Annotated in this window: 16 protein-coding genes; 5 read left to right on the top strand and 11 right to left on the bottom strand. The window is 57.9% G+C overall.

What is annotated here, in order from left to right:
• Positions 1–6: 6 nt before the first annotated feature.
• Positions 7–384, bottom strand: coding sequence for a hypothetical protein (locus IEY52_RS15835; protein WP_189004055.1), 378 nt, complete (start codon positions 382–384; stop codon positions 7–9).
• A 293-nt stretch (positions 385–677) separates the two neighbouring features.
• Here IEY52_RS15835 and IEY52_RS15830 point away from each other — a divergent pair, with 293 nt between their 5' ends.
• The 5 genes from IEY52_RS15830 to IEY52_RS15810 all read left to right on the top strand — a co-directional run bounded on the left by IEY52_RS15830 (position 678) and on the right by IEY52_RS15810 (position 4,978).
• The gene (locus IEY52_RS15830; protein ID WP_189004054.1) at positions 678–998 is read left to right on the top strand and encodes an SMP-30/gluconolactonase/LRE family protein; all 321 of its coding nucleotides are present in this window, start codon (positions 678–680) and stop codon (positions 996–998) included.
• Positions 999–1,218: 220 nt separating this feature from the next.
• Entirely contained in the window at positions 1,219–1,596 is a 378-nt protein-coding gene (gene trxA / locus IEY52_RS15825) for a thioredoxin (protein WP_189004053.1), read from the top strand.
• Positions 1,597–1,784: 188 nt separating this feature from the next.
• Positions 1,785–2,159: a hypothetical protein gene (locus tag IEY52_RS15820; protein ID WP_189004052.1), complete on the top strand. Its 375-nt coding sequence runs from the start codon at positions 1,785–1,787 to the stop codon at positions 2,157–2,159.
• Positions 2,160–2,366: 207 nt separating this feature from the next.
• Positions 2,367–3,716: an alpha/beta hydrolase gene (locus tag IEY52_RS15815; protein ID WP_189004051.1), complete on the top strand. Its 1,350-nt coding sequence runs from the start codon at positions 2,367–2,369 to the stop codon at positions 3,714–3,716.
• 398 nt (positions 3,717–4,114) lie between these two features.
• The gene (locus IEY52_RS15810; protein ID WP_189004050.1) at positions 4,115–4,978 is read left to right on the top strand and encodes an SMP-30/gluconolactonase/LRE family protein; all 864 of its coding nucleotides are present in this window, start codon (positions 4,115–4,117) and stop codon (positions 4,976–4,978) included.
• Positions 4,979–5,054: 76 nt separating this feature from the next.
• Here the strand turns inward: IEY52_RS15810 and IEY52_RS15805 are convergent, their stop codons facing one another.
• The 10 genes from IEY52_RS15805 to IEY52_RS15760 all read right to left on the bottom strand — a co-directional run bounded on the left by IEY52_RS15805 (position 5,055) and on the right by IEY52_RS15760 (position 17,730).
• Positions 5,055–5,735 carry a pectate lyase-like domain-containing protein gene (locus IEY52_RS15805; RefSeq protein WP_189004048.1) on the bottom strand — a complete coding sequence of 227 codons (681 nt, stop codon included), beginning with the start codon at positions 5,733–5,735 and terminating at the stop codon, positions 5,055–5,057.
• A gap of 294 nt (positions 5,736–6,029) precedes the next feature.
• Entirely contained in the window at positions 6,030–7,109 is a 1,080-nt protein-coding gene (locus IEY52_RS15800) for an SIS domain-containing protein (RefSeq protein ID WP_229684838.1), read from the bottom strand.
• Positions 7,106–8,089, bottom strand: a complete 984-nt coding sequence (locus tag IEY52_RS15795) for a Gfo/Idh/MocA family protein (protein ID WP_189004046.1) — start codon at positions 8,087–8,089, stop codon at positions 7,106–7,108. The genes IEY52_RS15800 and IEY52_RS15795 overlap by 4 nt, the downstream gene beginning before the upstream one ends.
• On the bottom strand, positions 8,086–9,060 hold the full coding sequence (locus IEY52_RS15790; protein WP_189004044.1) for a Gfo/Idh/MocA family protein: 975 nt from the start codon (positions 9,058–9,060) through the stop codon (positions 8,086–8,088). Before IEY52_RS15790 ends, IEY52_RS15795 begins: the two co-directional genes overlap by 4 nt.
• Entirely contained in the window at positions 9,060–9,944 is an 885-nt protein-coding gene (locus IEY52_RS15785; RefSeq protein WP_229684837.1) for a carbohydrate ABC transporter permease, read from the bottom strand. The genes IEY52_RS15790 and IEY52_RS15785 overlap by 1 nt, the downstream gene beginning before the upstream one ends.
• Before the next feature lie 73 nt (positions 9,945–10,017).
• Entirely contained in the window at positions 10,018–10,926 is a 909-nt protein-coding gene (locus IEY52_RS15780; protein ID WP_189004042.1) for a carbohydrate ABC transporter permease, read from the bottom strand.
• 43 nt (positions 10,927–10,969) lie between these two features.
• Positions 10,970–12,241 (bottom strand): ABC transporter substrate-binding protein, encoded by a 1,272-nt coding sequence (locus tag IEY52_RS15775; protein WP_189004040.1) that lies wholly within the window; start codon positions 12,239–12,241, stop codon positions 10,970–10,972.
• Between the two features lie 110 nt (positions 12,242–12,351).
• Positions 12,352–13,482 carry an ROK family transcriptional regulator gene (locus tag IEY52_RS15770; protein ID WP_189004038.1) on the bottom strand — a complete coding sequence of 377 codons (1,131 nt, stop codon included), beginning with the start codon at positions 13,480–13,482 and terminating at the stop codon, positions 12,352–12,354.
• Positions 13,483–13,945: 463 nt separating this feature from the next.
• A complete protein-coding gene (locus tag IEY52_RS15765; RefSeq protein WP_189004035.1) occupies positions 13,946–16,768 on the bottom strand; it encodes a family 78 glycoside hydrolase catalytic domain in 2,823 nt (940 codons plus the stop codon).
• Between the two features lie 65 nt (positions 16,769–16,833).
• Complete coding sequence (locus IEY52_RS15760; RefSeq protein ID WP_189004033.1) at positions 16,834–17,730, bottom strand: carbohydrate ABC transporter permease; 897 nt, start codon at positions 17,728–17,730, stop codon at positions 16,834–16,836.
• Position 17,731 lies beyond the last annotated feature (1 nt).

The following is a 17,731-nucleotide window of genomic DNA, read 5'->3' as shown; positions in this document are numbered from 1 at the left end:
GGGTTTTCAGGGGAAAAGCAGTTTCAGGGCTTTTTGCAGGGCTTCAAAATCAAAACCAGGATCACCAACGTAAACCTGACAACCCCTGGCCCGCACCAGATTTCGCATGGAAGGATGGTAATCCAGGGTGACGGTCTGGTCCTGCACCTGCACGCCCTGAATCACCCCCACCATCCGCACGCCACTGAGGTGCAGAAAAACAGCAGGGTTGTTCTGGGAAGGTTTTCCAGCCAGTTCCACCATGGAAATGGTCTTGCCCGGATCATCGCACAAATTGAAGCCCACCTCTCCCAGAGGATCCAGGAAAACCACTCCAGCATTGGCCACAAAGGCTTCCCAGTGATGCTCCTCAGGATTCAGGCCCAGCCATTGTTTGATGTTCATGGGGTTATTTTAGAGCCTTTGACCGAAGAATCAGCGGTTTGCTCTGTGGTTGATGTTTTTTCACTGATCAACGCAGTAACGGGGTCTCATGGGCAGGCCCTGAGGTCTGGCCACAACCTGCTGCATTTCTCAGTGGAACAGAAGGATTCAGAAGAATCTTGCTGTTCCAAACAACACCAACCCAGGCAGTCACCTCATCATTCTTGTGTCAAATGCTCCAACCACCGACTTTCCCCAGACCCCTTCACACCTGCCAACCCGGGCAGTCAGGGTGCGCAGGTCAAGAAAGCCTTTTGGGACATTTCTGGCTGCAGGTGCTTTTGTTGCTGCCTCTGACTGGATTCAACCCCTCCAACTCCTCTGCCAACCTGTTCAGGCTGGTGAATGGCAAGCTGGAAGTGTTCACCAGCCTCCCCGGAGGTCAACTGGATGGCATGGTGGAGGTTGGCAACGATCTGGTGGTTTCCAGCTGGGAAACCCAGACCCTTTACAAAGTCAACCCCCAGGGCAACGCAGAAGTGCTGCTGAAAGGCATTGCCAGCCCTGCAGACCTGGGTTACGACAGCAAACGCAACCGCGTGCTGATTCCGGTGCTCTCTGAGAACCGTCCCTGACCAGTGGGTTTGACGTACAGCCCTTCTGCTTTTTGGCATGCTTCGGCTGGTGAGTAAAATGAAGCCATCCTCACACGCAAATTCACCCTGCGGAATTAGGATGGAAGGTGGATTCAACAGCGTACTCTCCCTCTGCACTGAAAAAAGAGGAAGCAGAAGAGAACCCCCAGACACCCGTTGGGATCACCTGACCAGACCAGCAGCACCATAAGGAGAAGCCATGCCGACCCGTGAACTCACCTATTCGACCTTTCAGGAGGCCATTGCCTCAGACGGCATTGTGCTGGTGGATTTCTGGGCTTCCTGGTGCGGACCCTGCCGCACATTTGCCCCCGTCTTTGAAGCAGCCTCCAATGAACACCAGGACATCGTGTTTGCGAAGGTGGACACCGAGGCCAACCCGGAGCTTTCTCAGGCCGCGCGGATCATGTCGATTCCGACCTTGATGGTGTTTCGGGATGGGATTTTGCTGTTCAATCAGGCAGGTGCGTTGCCTGCACATGCCTTGCGGGATTTGATTGGTCAGGTGCGGGCGCTCGACATGGCAGAAGTGCGCCAGAAAGTTGCGGAAGCCCAGGGCTCCCAGCCTCAGACGTAAGGGTGTTTTGAGAATGCTTGACCCTGTTTCGGCAGAAGGACCTCTGGAAGGGCTGGACTTGATTCAGGCAATTGCAACCTCTTGCGTCATGACAGCGTATGTCAAATGAGAAGCGTGATTTCTTTCTGATGGCACTGCTCCTGCAACCAGGGACAACCCAGGAGGGCGCTTCGAAAACAGGTGAAGGCATGGAAAAAAGCAGTGAAGGATGGAAATTGCTGACTGTTGGGCTCATTGTGACCGGTGTGATTTTGACGCTCGTTTTCACATTGCAGGTTGGGCTGCCCAACTGGTGGGCCTGGTTCATCGTGTTCCCGGGGATCATGGGATGGTCCCTGGCCTACCAGTGGTACCAGAAGGAGGGTTACACCCCCAGGGTGGGGGGCACCTTTGCACTGGGTCTGCCGGTGGTGCTCACCGGGCTGATTTTTGTGCTGAATCTGGACTGGGGCCGGGTGTGGCCCCTGTACATCCTGATGGCTGGAGCCATGGCACTGCTGAGCCCTTACACCCTCTTGAAGGGCCAGGCAAGCAAAACCCAGCAGTTCAAAGCCGTGAAATAAACCCCAGAAGTTCATCCAGGTGTTGATTTCACAACTTTAAAAAGAAGACGGGTTCTTCTGGAGGCAAACCAGACCTCCGAACATGCCCGTCCTCCGGCTGTTTTGACAGGGGTGGTGCATCAGAACCCCAGAGACGTTCGCCCGCAGCGTTCGTGAACGCTCAGGGCAAACCTTTTCATCTCCAATTCAAGACCCAGAAAGACATCCATGACATTGTTCAAATCACTGTTTGTGTTCATCGCCGCCAGCAGCGTTGCACAGGCGGCTCCAATCCTGACCCCTGCCCCTTGCAACCTGCAATTCAGCGCTTCCTATCAGGAAGGTCAGGATTTCAGCTGTCATCAGCTGTCTGTACCGGTCCGGCATCAGGACCCCACAAAAGGCAGCTACAAGCTGCATGTGCTGCGCATCAAAAGCCCTTTTCAGTCTCCGGGCATCCCCACCGTCATGCTCAATGGCGGGCCGGGAGACACCCTGGAATGGTTTTTTCAGTCGTGGATTCAGCCCAACCTCTACAACCCGGCAGCAAAATCCGAGTGGATGGGTGCCTTTCTGAAACAGGGCGATGTGATCCTCTATGACCAGCGCGGATCAGGCAAAAGTGAACCCCAGACCTCCTGCCAGAACACCCCCAGCGTGGAGGATTGCATCAAAGCCGTGCAGCAAAAAGGCGTGGATGTCACCACCCTGACCACCCTGGAAAGTGCCGAAGACCTGCAGGACCTCAAGCTTGCTCTGGGCGGCAAAATCAACCTGTATGGGCTTTCTTATGGCACCTACCTGGCCCAGAAACACCTGAAGTACCATCCCGATGGTGTCCAGAAAGTGGTGTTGCAGGGCGTGATGGACGCCACGCAGTTTGAGGATGTGGATCAGGGGGCTTACATCGAGCACATCATTGGGTTGTGCGAGGAGTCCCCTGTTTGCGCCAAATGGTACCCCACCCTGAAAGTGGATTACGCTGCCCTGCTGGATCAGGCGGCCCAGAAGCCTGTGGTGGTGCGCCTGGGAGGGCAGGACCTCACCATTGACCAGAAGGCCCTGAAGTTCCTGATTTTCGTGAATGGATATGACCGGGCGCAGTCCATTCCAAAGGTCATTGATCAACTGGCGGTGGGGGATTTTGCAAAACTGGTGCAGGAAAAAGGCATTTATTTGACGGCACAGAACCCGTTTGGTTCGGTGATGGCCCAGATGATGGGGGGGCACATGTATTGCGCTGCGCATCCTCAGGCCACGCCCTGCACGGACACCAGTCAGCCTTTCCAGCCTGATCCAGCAGATTACAATGCGCCGCTCAAGACGGACCTTCCAGTGCTTTTGCTGTCCGGACAACTGGATCCCCGCACCCCCCCCAGCCAGGCAGAGCAGGTGCGCCCGGGTTTGAAGAACCACCTGCATGTGGTGCTGCCTGCTGGGGGGCATGGCAGTTACGGCAACCCCCAGGAATTCCAGTGCACCTTGCAGATCCTCTCTGGGTTTCTGGAATCTGGAACTGCTGTGAATCAGGATTGCCTGCAAAGTTTGCCGCCTCTGGTGTTCGCCTCTCCCTTTTGAATTCAGGTCCATGGAAGTGAAGACAAACACCCCAGACGGGGTGTTTGTCTCTGTCTTTGCCCCAAAGCGTCAGGTTGGTTTATGGAAATGCTTTTGCCAGAAGGCGGTCCCTCTGCTGCTCTTCTGAGGAGCCTGCAGGAAAATCAGGCTCTTTTTTCTCCTGGGTCTGGCTGTTGCACGACCTTTTCCCAGAGGTCGGTCCAGCCCGCCTTTGAAAGGGCGCAGTAACCTAGATCAGCTTGCTGTTCACCATCCCCTGCTGCCAGATAAACTGATGGGAAAAGAAGTGCTCGATCCTTGATTTGCAAAGACCAGTTTTTCTCTCGTTCCAGATGGGGCGAGGGCAGCTCCTCTGTGTTTTGGCACCCCTGTTCATCCCCCACTTTAAGGAGATCCTGATGAAAACCCTGTTTTTTTGGACTGCCCTCACCTTTGCTGGTCTGTCTGCAGCCTGGGCTGCCCCTCTGGAAATTCTGGGTTTTGAGACCCCGGAGTCCGTGCTGTATGATGCCCAGGCCGACATTTATCTGGTTTCAAACATCAACGGAAACCCCACATCCAAAGACAACAATGGTTTCATTTCCCAGGTCTCTCCCGATGGGCAGATCCTGAGCTCCCGCTGGATTGCAGGGGGCACAAATGGTGTGACCCTCCATGCTCCCAAAGGCACTGCGATTGTGGGGGACCTTCTGTATGTGGCAGACATCGACACCGTGCGCCTGTTTGACCGCAAAACCGGGCAATTCTTGCGGGATGTGGTCATCCAGGAAAGCTCATTCCTCAATGACCTGGTTGCAGATGCGCAGGGCAACGTTTATGTTTCAGACAGCGGTCTGCGCTCTGACTTTTCTCCATCCGGCACCGATGCCATTTGTAAAATCGCCCCGGACGATCAGGTGACAGTGCTGGCCAGCGGCAAAAGTCTGGCCCAGCCCAACGGTTTGCTGGTGCAGCAGGACGGCACCCTGCTGGTGGCCCCCATGGCATCGAACGAACTGTACCGGGTGGGGGAGAATGGCAGAGAAGAAGGCAGCTTTGTGCGGCTTCCCGGCGGTGACCTGGATGGCCTTGTGCAGGTGGGCAGCGGCTACCTGGTGTCCAGCTGGGCCACCCACTCGATCCTTCAGGTGTCTGGTACAGGGGAGGTCACGGTGCTGCTGGGAAGCCTTTCTTCTCCGGCAGACATCGGTCATGACCAGAAGCGCAACAGGCTGCTGATTCCCCTGGTGGAGGAAAACAGTGTGGTGCTGCTGGATTTGTGACCCGCTGTAAAAGAAAACCACGGATTGATCCGTGGTTTTCTGCTTTGCATCTTCTGGGTGGCTGTTGTGCTCAGGGTCAGGGATAGCTGACCAGGGTGCTGGCCGTGGTGTTCAGGTCGGTCTGTGCTCCAGCGCTGTTCACCACATGGTCGATGGTGCCCGTTCCAGCCAGGGAAACGGTGAGGGCACTGGTGATTTTCACTCCAGGGGTGTTGGGCACTTCAACGCCACTGGAAGCGTGAATGGCCGGGTTCACATTGAAGTAGCAGTAAGCCCCGATGCCCCAGGCCTGGTGGATGGTGACATTCGCTCCCACTTTGTAGGCCGCGTAACCCAGTGCGTCGTTGCGCCATGCGCTCTGGGAGGGTGGGTCGTAGGGCATTTCGTTCTGGAAGAAGTACGCCCGGCCTCCGTTGCCGTTCCAGATCAGGTTGTGTTTCTGGTAGTGCTCCACAAAGAGTCCGTAAGCCGTGACGTTGTTGCCGTTCACCAGCACCCCGGTGTCTGCGGTGTTGCTGGTCCAGCCTGCGCCTGCCCCGTGGTCTGCCCGCCAGGCCCAGATGTGGTCGATGAGTGTGTTGGAGCTGTTCACGATCAGGCTCTGGGTGGCCCTGCCTGCCCCTGCACCCCCAATGCGGAAATACACATCCTGCACGCTGGTGGGGTTGGCTGCGTGGTTCTTGTTGGAGCCAGCCTCCCCGATTTGCAGGAGGGCTGGAGAATTGATTTGTCCAGCATCAAACAGCAGGCTTGCCACCCTGCACGCCCAGTCTGCCCACCCCACGCCCGTGAAACTGGTGCCCTGGCATCCAGAGGATTTCACCAGCTGGGGCCGGGGTGCGGCCAGCCTTGCGGCCCAGTATGCTTTTGGAGAAAGCCAGCTGTGACCCAAAACCCCAGAGGTTCTTTATGATTTTGACTTCCCACCATCACCCACTGTTTCAGCTGGACAGCACCGCCCTGGATGAAAGCCATTTTTGCCTCCCTGAAGGCAGCCCGAGAACCAGAACACCACCCTCTGCAGGGTGGTGTTCCCCTGGATTGGGGGCAGTCAACGGGTCAACGTGACTTTTTGCAAGGATGGAGGCGCATCAGGATTCAGACCTCTGTGCAGGGCCAGATGGCCTGCAAAGAAGTAAGCAGCCACCATGGCAGGCAGGGGATCGGTCAGACGGTGCCCGGTGGGCATGGTTCTGAGGTCATGCAGGGATTCCCCATTCAGGCCGCATCCAAATCCGGAGAGGTCTGCGCCCCGTTCTTTCAGGGCCAGGCAGGCCGCAGAAGTGAGCATTCGGGTTTCGTCCATGCCCTGAAAACACAGCACAGGAAAACCTTCCCGGATGACCCGCATGGGACCGTGGGCAAATTCTGCAGCAGAGTAGGCCTGTGCAAAAATCCCCGAGGTTTCCTTGAGTTTCAGGGCGGTTTCATGGGCAACGGCAAGGTGCATTCCCCGCCCCAGGACCACCAGATGCTCCACAAATCGGAAGCGTTCTGCACGTGCTTTTGTCAGACTTTCCAGTTCCAGTGTGGATTGCAGGGCTTCGGGAAGCCACCCCATGGCCTTGTTTAAAGTGGCGTCCAGCGCAAGTTCCTGCAAGAGCTGCAAGGCACCCGTGAGGCTGGCCAGAAAGCTCTTGGTGGCGGCAACGGCCTTCTCCTCCCCGGCCCTGAGGGGCACCACAAACTCTGCAGCCTGAGCCAGTGGAGAATCTTCACTGTTCACCATTGCCACCGTGAGGGCTCCAGCTTTTCTGGCCTGTTCTACAGGCTCCACCACATCTGGTGAGGCACCCGACTGGGAGATCGCGATCACCAGGGCACCTTCCCACTGCAACTGCTGGTGGTAGGCACTCACCACCGAGGGGGCCACACTGACCACAGGCCAGCCCAGCTGGGTTTCAAAGGCGTATTTCACAAACTGGGCGGCGTGATCGCTGGACCCTCTGGCCACGGTGGCGACAAATCTGGGCTTGAAACGCTGGATGCGCCGGGCCAGTTCGCGAAGCAAATCCCGGTTGTGGGCAGCCTGCATCAGGGCAAGGCGGGGAAATTCACGGGCTTCCTGCAGCATCAGGGGGTCAGACATGATGGGTTCTTCCTGGGCTGGAGTGTTCTGCAAAAAGGTCACAGGGGCCTCAATTCCACAGGCTGACCGGTGCGGTCCGACTCGTAAACGGCCTGAATCACCCTCAAAGTCTCAAAACCGTCCTGCCAGCCGACTGCAGGCTGTTCTCCTTTTTTCACAGCATCCACAAATGCGTCCAGCATGCCCTGAATGGGATCTGGCCCGAAACCCATCCAGGTTGCAGGGGTGTTCTTGCCGTAAACCGTCATGTGGTCGGCAAAGGGATCAATGAACAAGACCCCTTCTTCGCCGATCACTTCCAGTTTGAAGTGGCCCCAGCGGGGGTAACTTGAGGGGCGGCTCCAGCTGCAATCAATGCTGACCTGAACGCGGTTCTGCAGGTTTAACAGCAAGAGGCCTCCGGTGTCCAGTTTGTAAGGGTCCATCTGCCACTGGATGCTGGCGTACACCGACTGCACCTCGGTCTGAAAGGCCCAGCGCACCAGATCCACCAGGTGCACCACGTGATCGATCACGGCCCCTCCACCCGACTGTGCCGGGTCCCCAAACCATTTGCGGTGGTGGGTGGGGTTCTCGCTGTGGTTGATGCCGTTCACCCCGAGGACCGTCCCGAGTTCCTGGGCCGTCAGTCTTTCCCGCAGGTTGACCAGGGTGGGGTCAAAGCGCATCGGGAAGGCGGTCATGAAGCGCACCCCGTAATTCTCGCAGATGTCTCTCATGGCCTCAGCATCCTGCACGGTGGTGGCGATGGGTTTTTCACACAGGACATGCACGCCCGATTGTGCCGCGAGCTTCACGAATTCCAGGTGACGGGAGGTTTCACTGCAGACCACGACCCCTTCCACCTCAGCAAGCAGGGCTTCTGGGGTGTCAAACTGCCGGATGCCATACAGGCTGGCGTAAAGCCCTGCTTCTGGACCATCGTCCCAGTACCCCACAAAATTCACACCGGGGGTGGCCTTTAAAAGTGCCTGATAATGTTCGGCGTGCACGTGGGCAAAACTCAGAATGCCGATGTTCATGGGTGCCTCCCGAGGTTGATGGCGGTGTGGTGCCGGGAAGATTCGCGGGCAGCCAGGGCCACCCTCAGGGCGTAAAGGGCGTCTTGAGAGGTGACTCTGAATTCGGTTCCACTCTCTATGGCCTGATGGGCATGCTGCAGTTCGAGCAGGAAGGGATCTGCTCCTGCAACGGCAGGGAGGCCCACCTGGGGTTTGCTGCTGTTCTCTTCTGCCTGCAGGTGCCGGAGGGTGGGGAGCTGATCTGAGGACCACTCGATCAGGCCTTCACTGCCTGCAATGTCGAGGCCGGTGCGGAACACGCCCGGAGGGTACACCCATCCGCATTCCACATGGCTGATGGCCCCTCCCGTGTGGGTGAGAATCGCCTGTGCATACTGGCGGATCCCTGCACGGGTGCACTGGGCGTAGACCCTGCTTACCGGACCTGCGCACCAGATGGCGTAATCGATGTCGTGCAGCATCATGTCCACCAGCATCCCGCCGGAACGCTGTTCGTTGGCAAACCAGGCGCTTCCGCCATAAGGGGGATTGGCCACCCGCTTGAGGCGCAAGACACGAGGTTGCCCAATGCGGCCTTCCTGAATCATCTTCTGGGCAGCGGTATACTGAGGGAAAAAGCGCACCACCATCGCAATGAACAGCCTGACCTTGTGCTGTGCACAGGCCTCGATCATCTGCTGTGCGTCCTGCTCTGAGAGGGCCATCGGCTTTTCGCAGATCACGTGCTTGCCTGCACGGGCGGCCTGTAAAGTCAGGTCCTTGTGGGTTTCGGTGGGGGTGCAGATGTCCACGATGTCCACATGGTCAAAAAGACTTTCCAGAGTCAGGATGGTGGAAATGCCGTGCTGCTGGGCGAGGTGCAGGGCGTGGGCCTGGTCCTGGCTGTGCATCACCACCTCCACCCCCAGGTTCTTCCAGGCCTGCAGGTGGGTGAGGCCCATGGTGCCAGAACCAATGATGCCGACCCGCATCACTTCAGGGCTCCATCGGTCAGGCCCTTGATCAGCTGACGGGAGAAGAACAGGTACAGCACGATGGCAGGCAGAATCGCCAGGGTCAGGGCAGCCAGCACAGCGGTGTAGTCGTTCACGTACTGGCCAAGGAACACGCTGGCCCCCAGCACAATGGTCTTGGTTTTCTCACCCGGGGCGAGGATCAGGGGGAACCACAGGTCGTTCCAGATGGGAATCATGGAGATTGCCAGCACCGAACCAATGGCAGGCCTCAGGAGGGGGAAGGTCATGCCAAAGATGCGGTATTCGCTGGCCCCATCGATGCGGGCGGCTTCTTTGAGGTATTTCGGGAGGCCTTTCATGAAGGCACTGAGGATGAAAATGGCCAGTGGCAAGCCCTGCGCGGTATAAACCAGAATCAGTGCCCACAGGGTATTGATCAGGCCCATGTCCACCACCAGATTCAGGATCCCCACGGTCCCAAGGCGGATCGGCACCATGATGCCCAGAGACAGATACAGGCCCATGAAGGTGTTCAGTTTGAAGGTGTACTCGGAGAGGGCAAAGGCGGCCATGCTGCCCATCAGCAGGATCAATCCCAGCGAGGTCACTGTAACAGTGAGGCTGTTGATGGCGTAGCCTCCGAAGTTGGCCCCCTGAAAGAGCGACTTGTAGCCGTCCAGAGACAGGGTTTCACTGTTGGGAAGGGCAAAAGGTTCACTGAAAATGGCCATCTGGCCTTTGAAGGAGTTGAGCACCATCATCACGATGGGAAAGAGCGAAATCAGGCAGTACAGGATCAGGAAGATGTGCCCTCCCAGCCTGGGGAGTTTGCTTTCGATGAAGTTGCCTTTGGCTCGGCGACTTTGCGTGGCGGTGGTTTCCATCTTGGCTCCAGACATAAATGCTCCGTGCGGGGGTGAAGGACCTGGGGGTCAGCAGGGCCAACCCCATCAGGCAGGAGGGAAGGGAGGATCAGAATTGCAGGTTCTGGATGCGGCGCTGCCAGCCCCACAGGTAGAGGACAATGCCGATCAAAATCACCACCAGCATCGCTCCAGCGACGGTGGCCCCCATGTAGGGGTCTCCGGGTTGCAACTGGTTCCCGAAGAAGGTGCGGTAGAAGAAAGTCCCGAGAATGTCGCTGGAGAAGTTGGGTCCTGCGAGCGCCCCCTGGGTGGCGTAAATCAGATCGAAGGCGTTGAAGTTCCCTACAAAAGTCAGGATGCCGACGATCCCCACAGTGGGCAGGATGAGGGGCAGTTGAATCTTCCAGAACACCGTCCAGCGGCTGGCCCCGTCCACTCTGGCAGCCTCATAGAGTTCTTCTGGGATGCGGGAGAGGGCTGCAATGAAGAGCATCATGGGAATCCCGATGTTCTGCCACACCGAAATGAAAGCCAGGGTGGTCAGCGAGGTCGATTCCAGGCCAAGCCAGGGCTGGTAGTACTGTTCCAGACCCAGGTTTTTCATGATGGTGGGGGCAATGCCCCAGGCGGGGTTGAGGATCAGTTTCCAGGCGAAGCCCACAATCACCACCGACAAAATGGTCGGCATGAAGATGATGGCCCGGTAGATGCTGCTGCCCATCAGGCCACGCGTCAGCAGCACGGCAATCAGGAGCCCAATGGGGTTTTGCAGCAGCATGTGGATCACGAAAAAGACAACATTGTTTTTCAGGGCGTTCCAAAATGGCTGGGAGAATTCGGGGGCCGTGAGCAGCCGCACATAATTGGCCAGCCCGACGAACATTTCACCAGCTTCCGTCTTGGTGTTGAGGGACAGCCACAGGGAACTCAGCAAAGGAAAGATCATGAAGACGGTGTAGACGAGGGTGGCTGGAAGCAAAAAAACCACGATGTGGGTGGGGAAGGGTTTGCGCATAAAAGTCTCCCGGAGGTGGGGGGCTTTTGGCCCCCCGTGTGAGTCACTTGCCTTTCTGAGGGGCGTACCAGGAGGCGAGGTTCTTCTGCACGAAATCGGCGGCCTCTTTGGGGGTCAGGGTCTTGTTGAGCACCTGAGCAGACGCATTCCACAAATCGTTTTCGTTGTTGGGGTTGGCGTTTCTGGACAGCAGCTGGTAAGAGGAGCGGAAAGATGCCTCACAGGTCTTGCGCCAGCCCAGGAATTCCTGCGCAATGGGGTCGTTCACCTTGTAGCTGGACTTGGTGAGGGGATAGAAACCGGGGAGAGCGTTTGCGTAAATGCGCGCGAATTCGGCTCCGGCCATCCAGTTCAGGAAGGTGCGCACTGCCGTCTTGTTCTTGGTCTTGGCGTTCATGCCGAAACCGATGTCGGGGTGATCGTCAATCACGCACTTCTGCCCACTGGTGAAGGTGTAAGGGGGGAAGGCCCCGAGTTTCAGTTTGGGGTTCATGTTGCGGAAGGTGGCGATGTCCCAGGATCCGGCGGGGTAAACGGCTCCGCGTCCCTGTCCAAAAATGTTCTGGGAGTCGGGGTAAGCGAGGGCCTGATAACCAGAGGGCAGGTAAGGGGCCCATTTTGCAAGGGCTTCAAAGGCCTGCAGGAATCCACCTTTGTTGTACTGGGCAGAGCCACTGATCAGGCCCAGACGCCCCTTTTCCCCTGCCCACAGCACAGGACCGATGTTCTGGTAACCCATGGTGGCGGCCTCCCACTGGTCTTTGGTGCCCATCACCAGAGGAGAAACGCTTCCTTTGGACTTGATGGTGTCCAGCACGGCCAGGAATTCTTTCTCGGTTTTGGGTTCTTTGAGGCCCAGCTGGTCAAAAATGTCCTTGTTGTAAAGGAAACCGTGAATCACTGCGGCGGTGGGCACACAGAAGGTGGTTTTGCCGTCGTCGGTGGACCAGGCGGCTTTCGCCACGGTGCTGAAGTTTTTGAGGCCCGAAAGGTCATTGACCGAAGTGAGGTACCCGGCTTTGAAAAGGTTGAGGCTGGCATCAAATGGACGACAGGCAATGATGTCCCCGGCGGTGCCCCCCTTGAGTTTGGCTTCCACCACGGCGTTGTACTCGGTGGGCGCAGTGGGGGAAAAGGTCACCTTGATTTTGGGGTACCTTTTCTCAAACGCTGGAATGATCACATCGCGCCAGATCTTCAGGTCGTCGTTGCGCCAGCTTTCAATGGAAATGCTGGTGGTCTGGGCCTGTGCGAGTGTTGGGGTGAGGGCAAAGAGGAGGGTCAGTCCGAAGGTGAGCTGTCTGAGGTTTTTCATGGGTTTCTCCTTTTTCTGTCCAGCTTTTGAACTCAGGTGGGCTTTTTTGGGCAATAGGGCAGGTCTCCCTGCAGCTTGGGGGTTCTCAGGGCATGGCTCCTCCGGTCCGGTCAGGCGGTGATGAATTCCTGGGAGAGTGAAGTGAAGAACTGGTCGATGGCGACGCTTGCGGCCCCCCTGGCCCACATGTCGGTGGACTCGGTGAGGAAGCGCAAGGTGGTGGGGGTGCGGGTGACTGGGAGCAGTTCAGCCTTGAAGCTGTCCTGCACGATGGGCTCTAAACTGGACAGGCCCAGATGCGGCTCGGGGGCCACAAACACGGCGTCCGGATCAAAGGTGGTGGCGAGCTGTGCCAGGGCAATGCCCAGGCGTTCTCCCACACCACCCAGAATCTCTGCAGCCAGGTCTTTGTGTTCGGCAATCAAGGTGGGGAGTTCGTTGATGGATACAGGAGTCCCGAGGCGTTCCTGAAATTCTCTGGCGATGGCGAGTGCTCCAGAGGTGGCTTCCAGGCATCCGGTTTTTCCACAGTGGCACTGCACTTTTGAGGGTGAGGTGATGCGGATGTGTCCAATTTCACCTGCCACCCCGTTGCGGCCCCGGTAAAGGTTGCGCTGGATGACGATGCCTGCACCAATCCCCTTGCCAATCGTCATGATCACAAAGGAACTGGCGTGTCTGGCCTCTCCAAAGAGCATTTCGGCAATTCCCAGGCTGTTGGCATCGTTCTCCACATGGGTGGGAATGCCGGTGGCCTGCTGCACGATGGGACCGATGGGCACGTCATGCCATCCGGCGGTGGTGGAGTCCAGACAGATTCCCCGTTCATGGTCGATGATCCCGGACACCGCAAGTCCGATCCCCAGAATGGGCCGGTGGGTCACCCGAATGGCGAACTGCTGAATGTCTGCAGCAATCACGTGAGGGTCCAGGGTGGGGTGGCTGAGGGTGTCGCGCTGGATGATGTTGCCGTGCAGGTCGCAGAGCACGATCTGGTTGTAATTCGAGTTGACCTGCACACCAATGGTGTAGCCATAATCGGGGTTCAGCTTGAGGAGTTTGCGGGGTCTGCCCAGGGCTTCCTGGGTGATGCCGGATTCATGAACCACCCCGAGTTGCTGCGCCCGTTTGACGGCACTGGAGACGGCGGAGGCACTGAGGCCGGTGAGGGTGCGGATTTCAGCCTGGCTGATTTCCTGATGCTGGCGGATGAGGCTGAGAACCTGATCGTGGGTGGTCATGTTGAAAGTCCTTGCTTGAAGGGGGTTTGTGTCTGGGACAAGAAAAGCTGGCCTGCCCGGGGAGGGAAGGGTGGGAAGTCACGGGGCAGGCCATGCCTCTGACTTATTTTTTTCTTCGAAAGAAATAAGTAACTGGAGTGTAGATCCTGCGCCTCCGAGAGTCAACGCAAAAGCTTCAAGGAATGATTGAAAGTCTTTAAAACACTCAGTTGATGCCCAAAAATCCCGAGACAAGACCCCTGTGGGAAACAAGAAAAGAAAGCCTTCCCAAAAGTTAGAATATGAAAAACGCCCTACAGCACATCAATCCTCATGCAGACACAGCAAAAAAAGGAGCCTCCGGGAGGCTCCTGCTGGACAGACGTTCTGGATCAGGGCACCAGGTTCCAGTGCGCCTCCCCTGACTTTCAGCTGAAAGGGGTGCTGACAAAGCTGCAGAGAAGGTTTTGCAGGTGCAGGCTGCTCATGCCCGCACCTCCTGCAGCAGCGTTTGCATTTTCTCCAGCAGTTCTTCCCGGTAAGGAACGCCCCACACGGCATTTTTCAGGCACATGCCCTGCTGGTTGCTGCGCAGCATGCTCTTGAAGCTGTCCACATGGTCCCCGGAGTGCGCTCTCACCAGGGCAAGCAGTCGCTGGTACACCCCAGGTTGCTGAATCACTTCATCAAAGGTGCTGTTCATGGTGAGGGGTTGTGCTGCTTTTTGCTCCAGGGAGCAGTGGAAGGTGTGCTGCCCGGAGCCCACCTCGAACACCTGACCATCGGGAAGCTCGATTCTGGCGGTGGTGTTGGCTGGCACGGTGACAGACAGCTGGAAGTCTCCGTTTTGTTTCTCCCAGCGCACCGCAGCTTCACCGTAAGGGGTGAGGTGACGGGCAGAGGCAAAAGAGAGCGGTTGACCGGGCAAGGGGCGCACCAGCAGTTTGCGGTATCCGGGCTCCAGCGCGGCCAGTCCTGCCACACTGCGGTGCAGCCAGTCTGCCACAGCGCCCAGCGCGTAATGGTTGAAAGAGGTCATTTCTCCGGGGTTGATGGAGCCGTCCGGGAGCATGCTGTCCCAGCGCTCCCAGATGGTGGTGGCCCCCATGGTGACGGGGTACAGCCACGATGGGCATTCCGTCTGGGTGAGCAGCAAATAGGCGGCGTCCACTTCTCCGACACTGCACAGGGCGTCACACACCAGCGGTGTGCCCACAAACCCCGTGGAGATCAGGTACCCGCTTTCCCGCACCAGTTCCCGCAGGCGTTTTGCAGCGGTGTGGCGCTGGGTTTCGTCTTTCAGCAGGGCAAACTGCAACGCGAGGCTGTAGGCGGTCACGCTGTCGCTCAAGACCCGGCCCCTTCCCGTCACGTATTCCTGCTGGAACGCTTCCCGCACATCCTCCGCAAGTTTCTGATAGCATGCTGCGTCCTCAACGCGGCCCAGCACTTTTGCGCTCCGGGCAACGGTGTCGGCGCTGCGGGCAAAATAGGCGGTGGCAACCACCCCGGGCAGGGTTTTGGCCTTGCCCGGATTGGTGGGTGGGGCGTCCGGGTCCAGCCAGTCTCCGAACTGCATGTCCATGTCCCAGATCAGGCGTTCACCGGCCCTGGAATGCTGGAAATCCACCCATTTTTTCATGCTGTCAAACTGCTGCTCCAGCACCCCGGTGTCTCCGCAATGCTGGTACAGCGTCCAGGGCACGATGGTGCTGGCGTCCCCCCAGGCTGCAGCAGCGAGGGTGGCAGGCAGCACCTGCGGCACCACGGCGGGCACCGCTCCGTTTTCGCTCTGGTCGGCTTTCAGGTCTTTCAGCCAGGAGGTCAGGAAGCCGCGCACATCGTACAGGAAAGCAGCAGTCGGTGCGAAAGCCTGAATGTCTCCGGTCCAGCCCAGACGCTCGTCGCGCTGCGGGCAGTCGGTGGGCACATCCAGAAAGTTGCCCCGCATGCCCCACACCACGTTCTGGTGAAACTGGTTGATCAGGGGATCACTGCACTCAAACCACCCGGTGCGTTGCAGGTCTGAATGCACCACCACGGCTTCAAGGTCTGCGGGGTCAAAATTTCCAGGCCAGTTTTCAATTTCGGCGTAGCGGAAACCGTGGAAGGTGAACCTGGGTTCAAAAACCTCCAGGCCTTCTCCTTTTAAGGTGTAGGTGTCGGTGCATTCTGCGTACCTGAGGGGCCGCATGCCCAGTTCACCGTTTTCCAGCACCTCTGCATGCCTGAGGGTGACGGTGTGGCCCCTTTCCCCCTGCACTTTGATGCGCAGCCAGCCCACCAGGTTCTGTCCGAAGTCCAGCACGGTCTTGCCTGATGGGGTCTGGATCACCTCCCTCACCTGCAGGGTTTCGATCCTGCGTACGGGCGGGCCTTCCGGGGCCACCAGCAAACTGGCATCAAAAGGCAGGACTTCTGCAGCAGCCCAGTGTGCATCATCGAAGTTGGGAGTGCTCCAGCCGCTCTGTTCCAGGCGGGCATCGTAGCGTTCCCCATCGTACAGGTCATCGAAGGTGATGGGGCCAGAGTGGGTTTTCCAGCTTTCATCGGTGGTGATGCGCTCGGTCTGACCGTCCTGGTAGCAGAGTTCCAGCTGTGCAATCAGGGCCAGTTTCTCGCCGTAAAGGTTGCGCCTCCCGCCCCCAAAGCCCAGCCGTCCACGGTACCAGCCGTTGCCCAGCATGCTGCCGATGGCGTTGTGGCCTTCGTGCAGAAGCTGCGTCACATCGAAAGTGTGGTACCTGAGGCGGCTGTGGTAACTGGTCCAGCCTGGTGAAAACAGCTGATCGCTGATGGGTTGCCCATTGATCTGGGTGTCATGCACCCCCAGGGCGGTGATGTACAGGCGGGCGTGCCTGAGGTTTGATTTCACCTGAAAGGTTTTGCGCAGCAGGGGAGCAGGTCCAGGACGGGTGGGATCTTCTTCCTGCACGGGGCCGATGGCCTGCGCCGTCCAGTCTGCTGCATGCAGCAGCCCGGTTTCGAGGGTCAGCGGTGCACTCCACTCGCTTTCCGCTCCGTCACTGCCCCACACCTGCACCTGCACGGTGACCTGTGCTCTGGATTCCAGAGGCGCAAAAGGCCAGGGCACGAGGTGGGATTCCTGGCTTTGCTGTTTTCCGGTGCTGCTGAGCACCTGTCCGTCCAGGGTGGAAAGTTTGATCTGGTGGTGGGTTTGCTGCCAGTCTGCAACACGGGTTTCAGTGATCCAGGAAAGCCTGGGGGTTGAGATGCCAGAGAACAGGTCTGGGTGCAATTCAGCGTGCAGCTGGGTGACCCGGGTGGTGGTGTGGGTGATGGTCATGGGTTCATCTCCGCTGGGGGTGTGAGAAGGTCTGCTGGGGGTTTTCAGAAGGTTTTGCAAAAAGATCAGCCTTTGACGGCTCCGGCGGCCATGCCTTTCATGACCATGCGGTTTAAAAACAGGTAGATCAGCACGGTGGGGGCCACGGCCATGCTGATGGAGGCAAAAGTCGGCCCCCATTCGCGCTGCCCGTACTGCCCGGTGAAGGCCAGCAGTCCCGATTGCACGGTGCGCATTTCCGGGTTGGTGGTGAAGGTCAGAGACACCAGCAGGTCGTTCCACAGAAAGAAAAACTGCACCAGGGCCACGGTGACAATGGCGTTTTGCACCATCGGCAGGGCAATCTTGAAGAACACCTGGTAAATGCTGGCCCCGTCCACCACGGCGGCTTCAACGATCTCCCTGGGGAAGGACTGGAAGTACCCGGAGAGGAAGAACACCACCAGCGGCAATCCGAAAGCCACGTAGGTGAGGATCAATGCGAAACGGGTGTCCAGCAGGTGCGCCTGGTAGTACATGTTGAACAGAGGTAAAATCACGATCTGGATGGGTACCATGATGCCAATCAAAAAGAGCACGTTCACGGTGCGGGAGAGTTTCCAGCGCATCACTTCCAGCCCGAAGGCGGCACCGGTGCCCAGCAGGATCATCACTGCAATGGAGGGAAAGACCACCAGTGCAGAATTGATCACGTATTTGCCCATGTTGCCTTCGGTCCAGGCGCGGGTGTAGTTCTCCAGGTGCAAGCTCTGGGGCAGCGTCCACATGGGTTTTAAGAATTCATCTGCGCCTTTGAAAGAGGACATGAAAATCCAGATCACCGGGTAGATGCAGGACACCACGATCAAGACAATCAAAAGGGTGGCGGGGATGCCCAGCAGGGTTTTTTGCAGGTTGGCTGCTGCGGGGTTGTGGGGGGCTTTCTTTTTGAGGGTGGATTTGAGGGGGTCCTGTCCGATCATG

Origin of the sequence: Deinococcus roseus (genome assembly GCF_014646895.1) — a bacterium.
Lineage (GTDB): Bacteria > Deinococcota > Deinococci > Deinococcales > Deinococcaceae > Deinococcus_C > Deinococcus_C roseus.
This window is presented reverse-complemented; position numbering and strand designations above follow the sequence as displayed.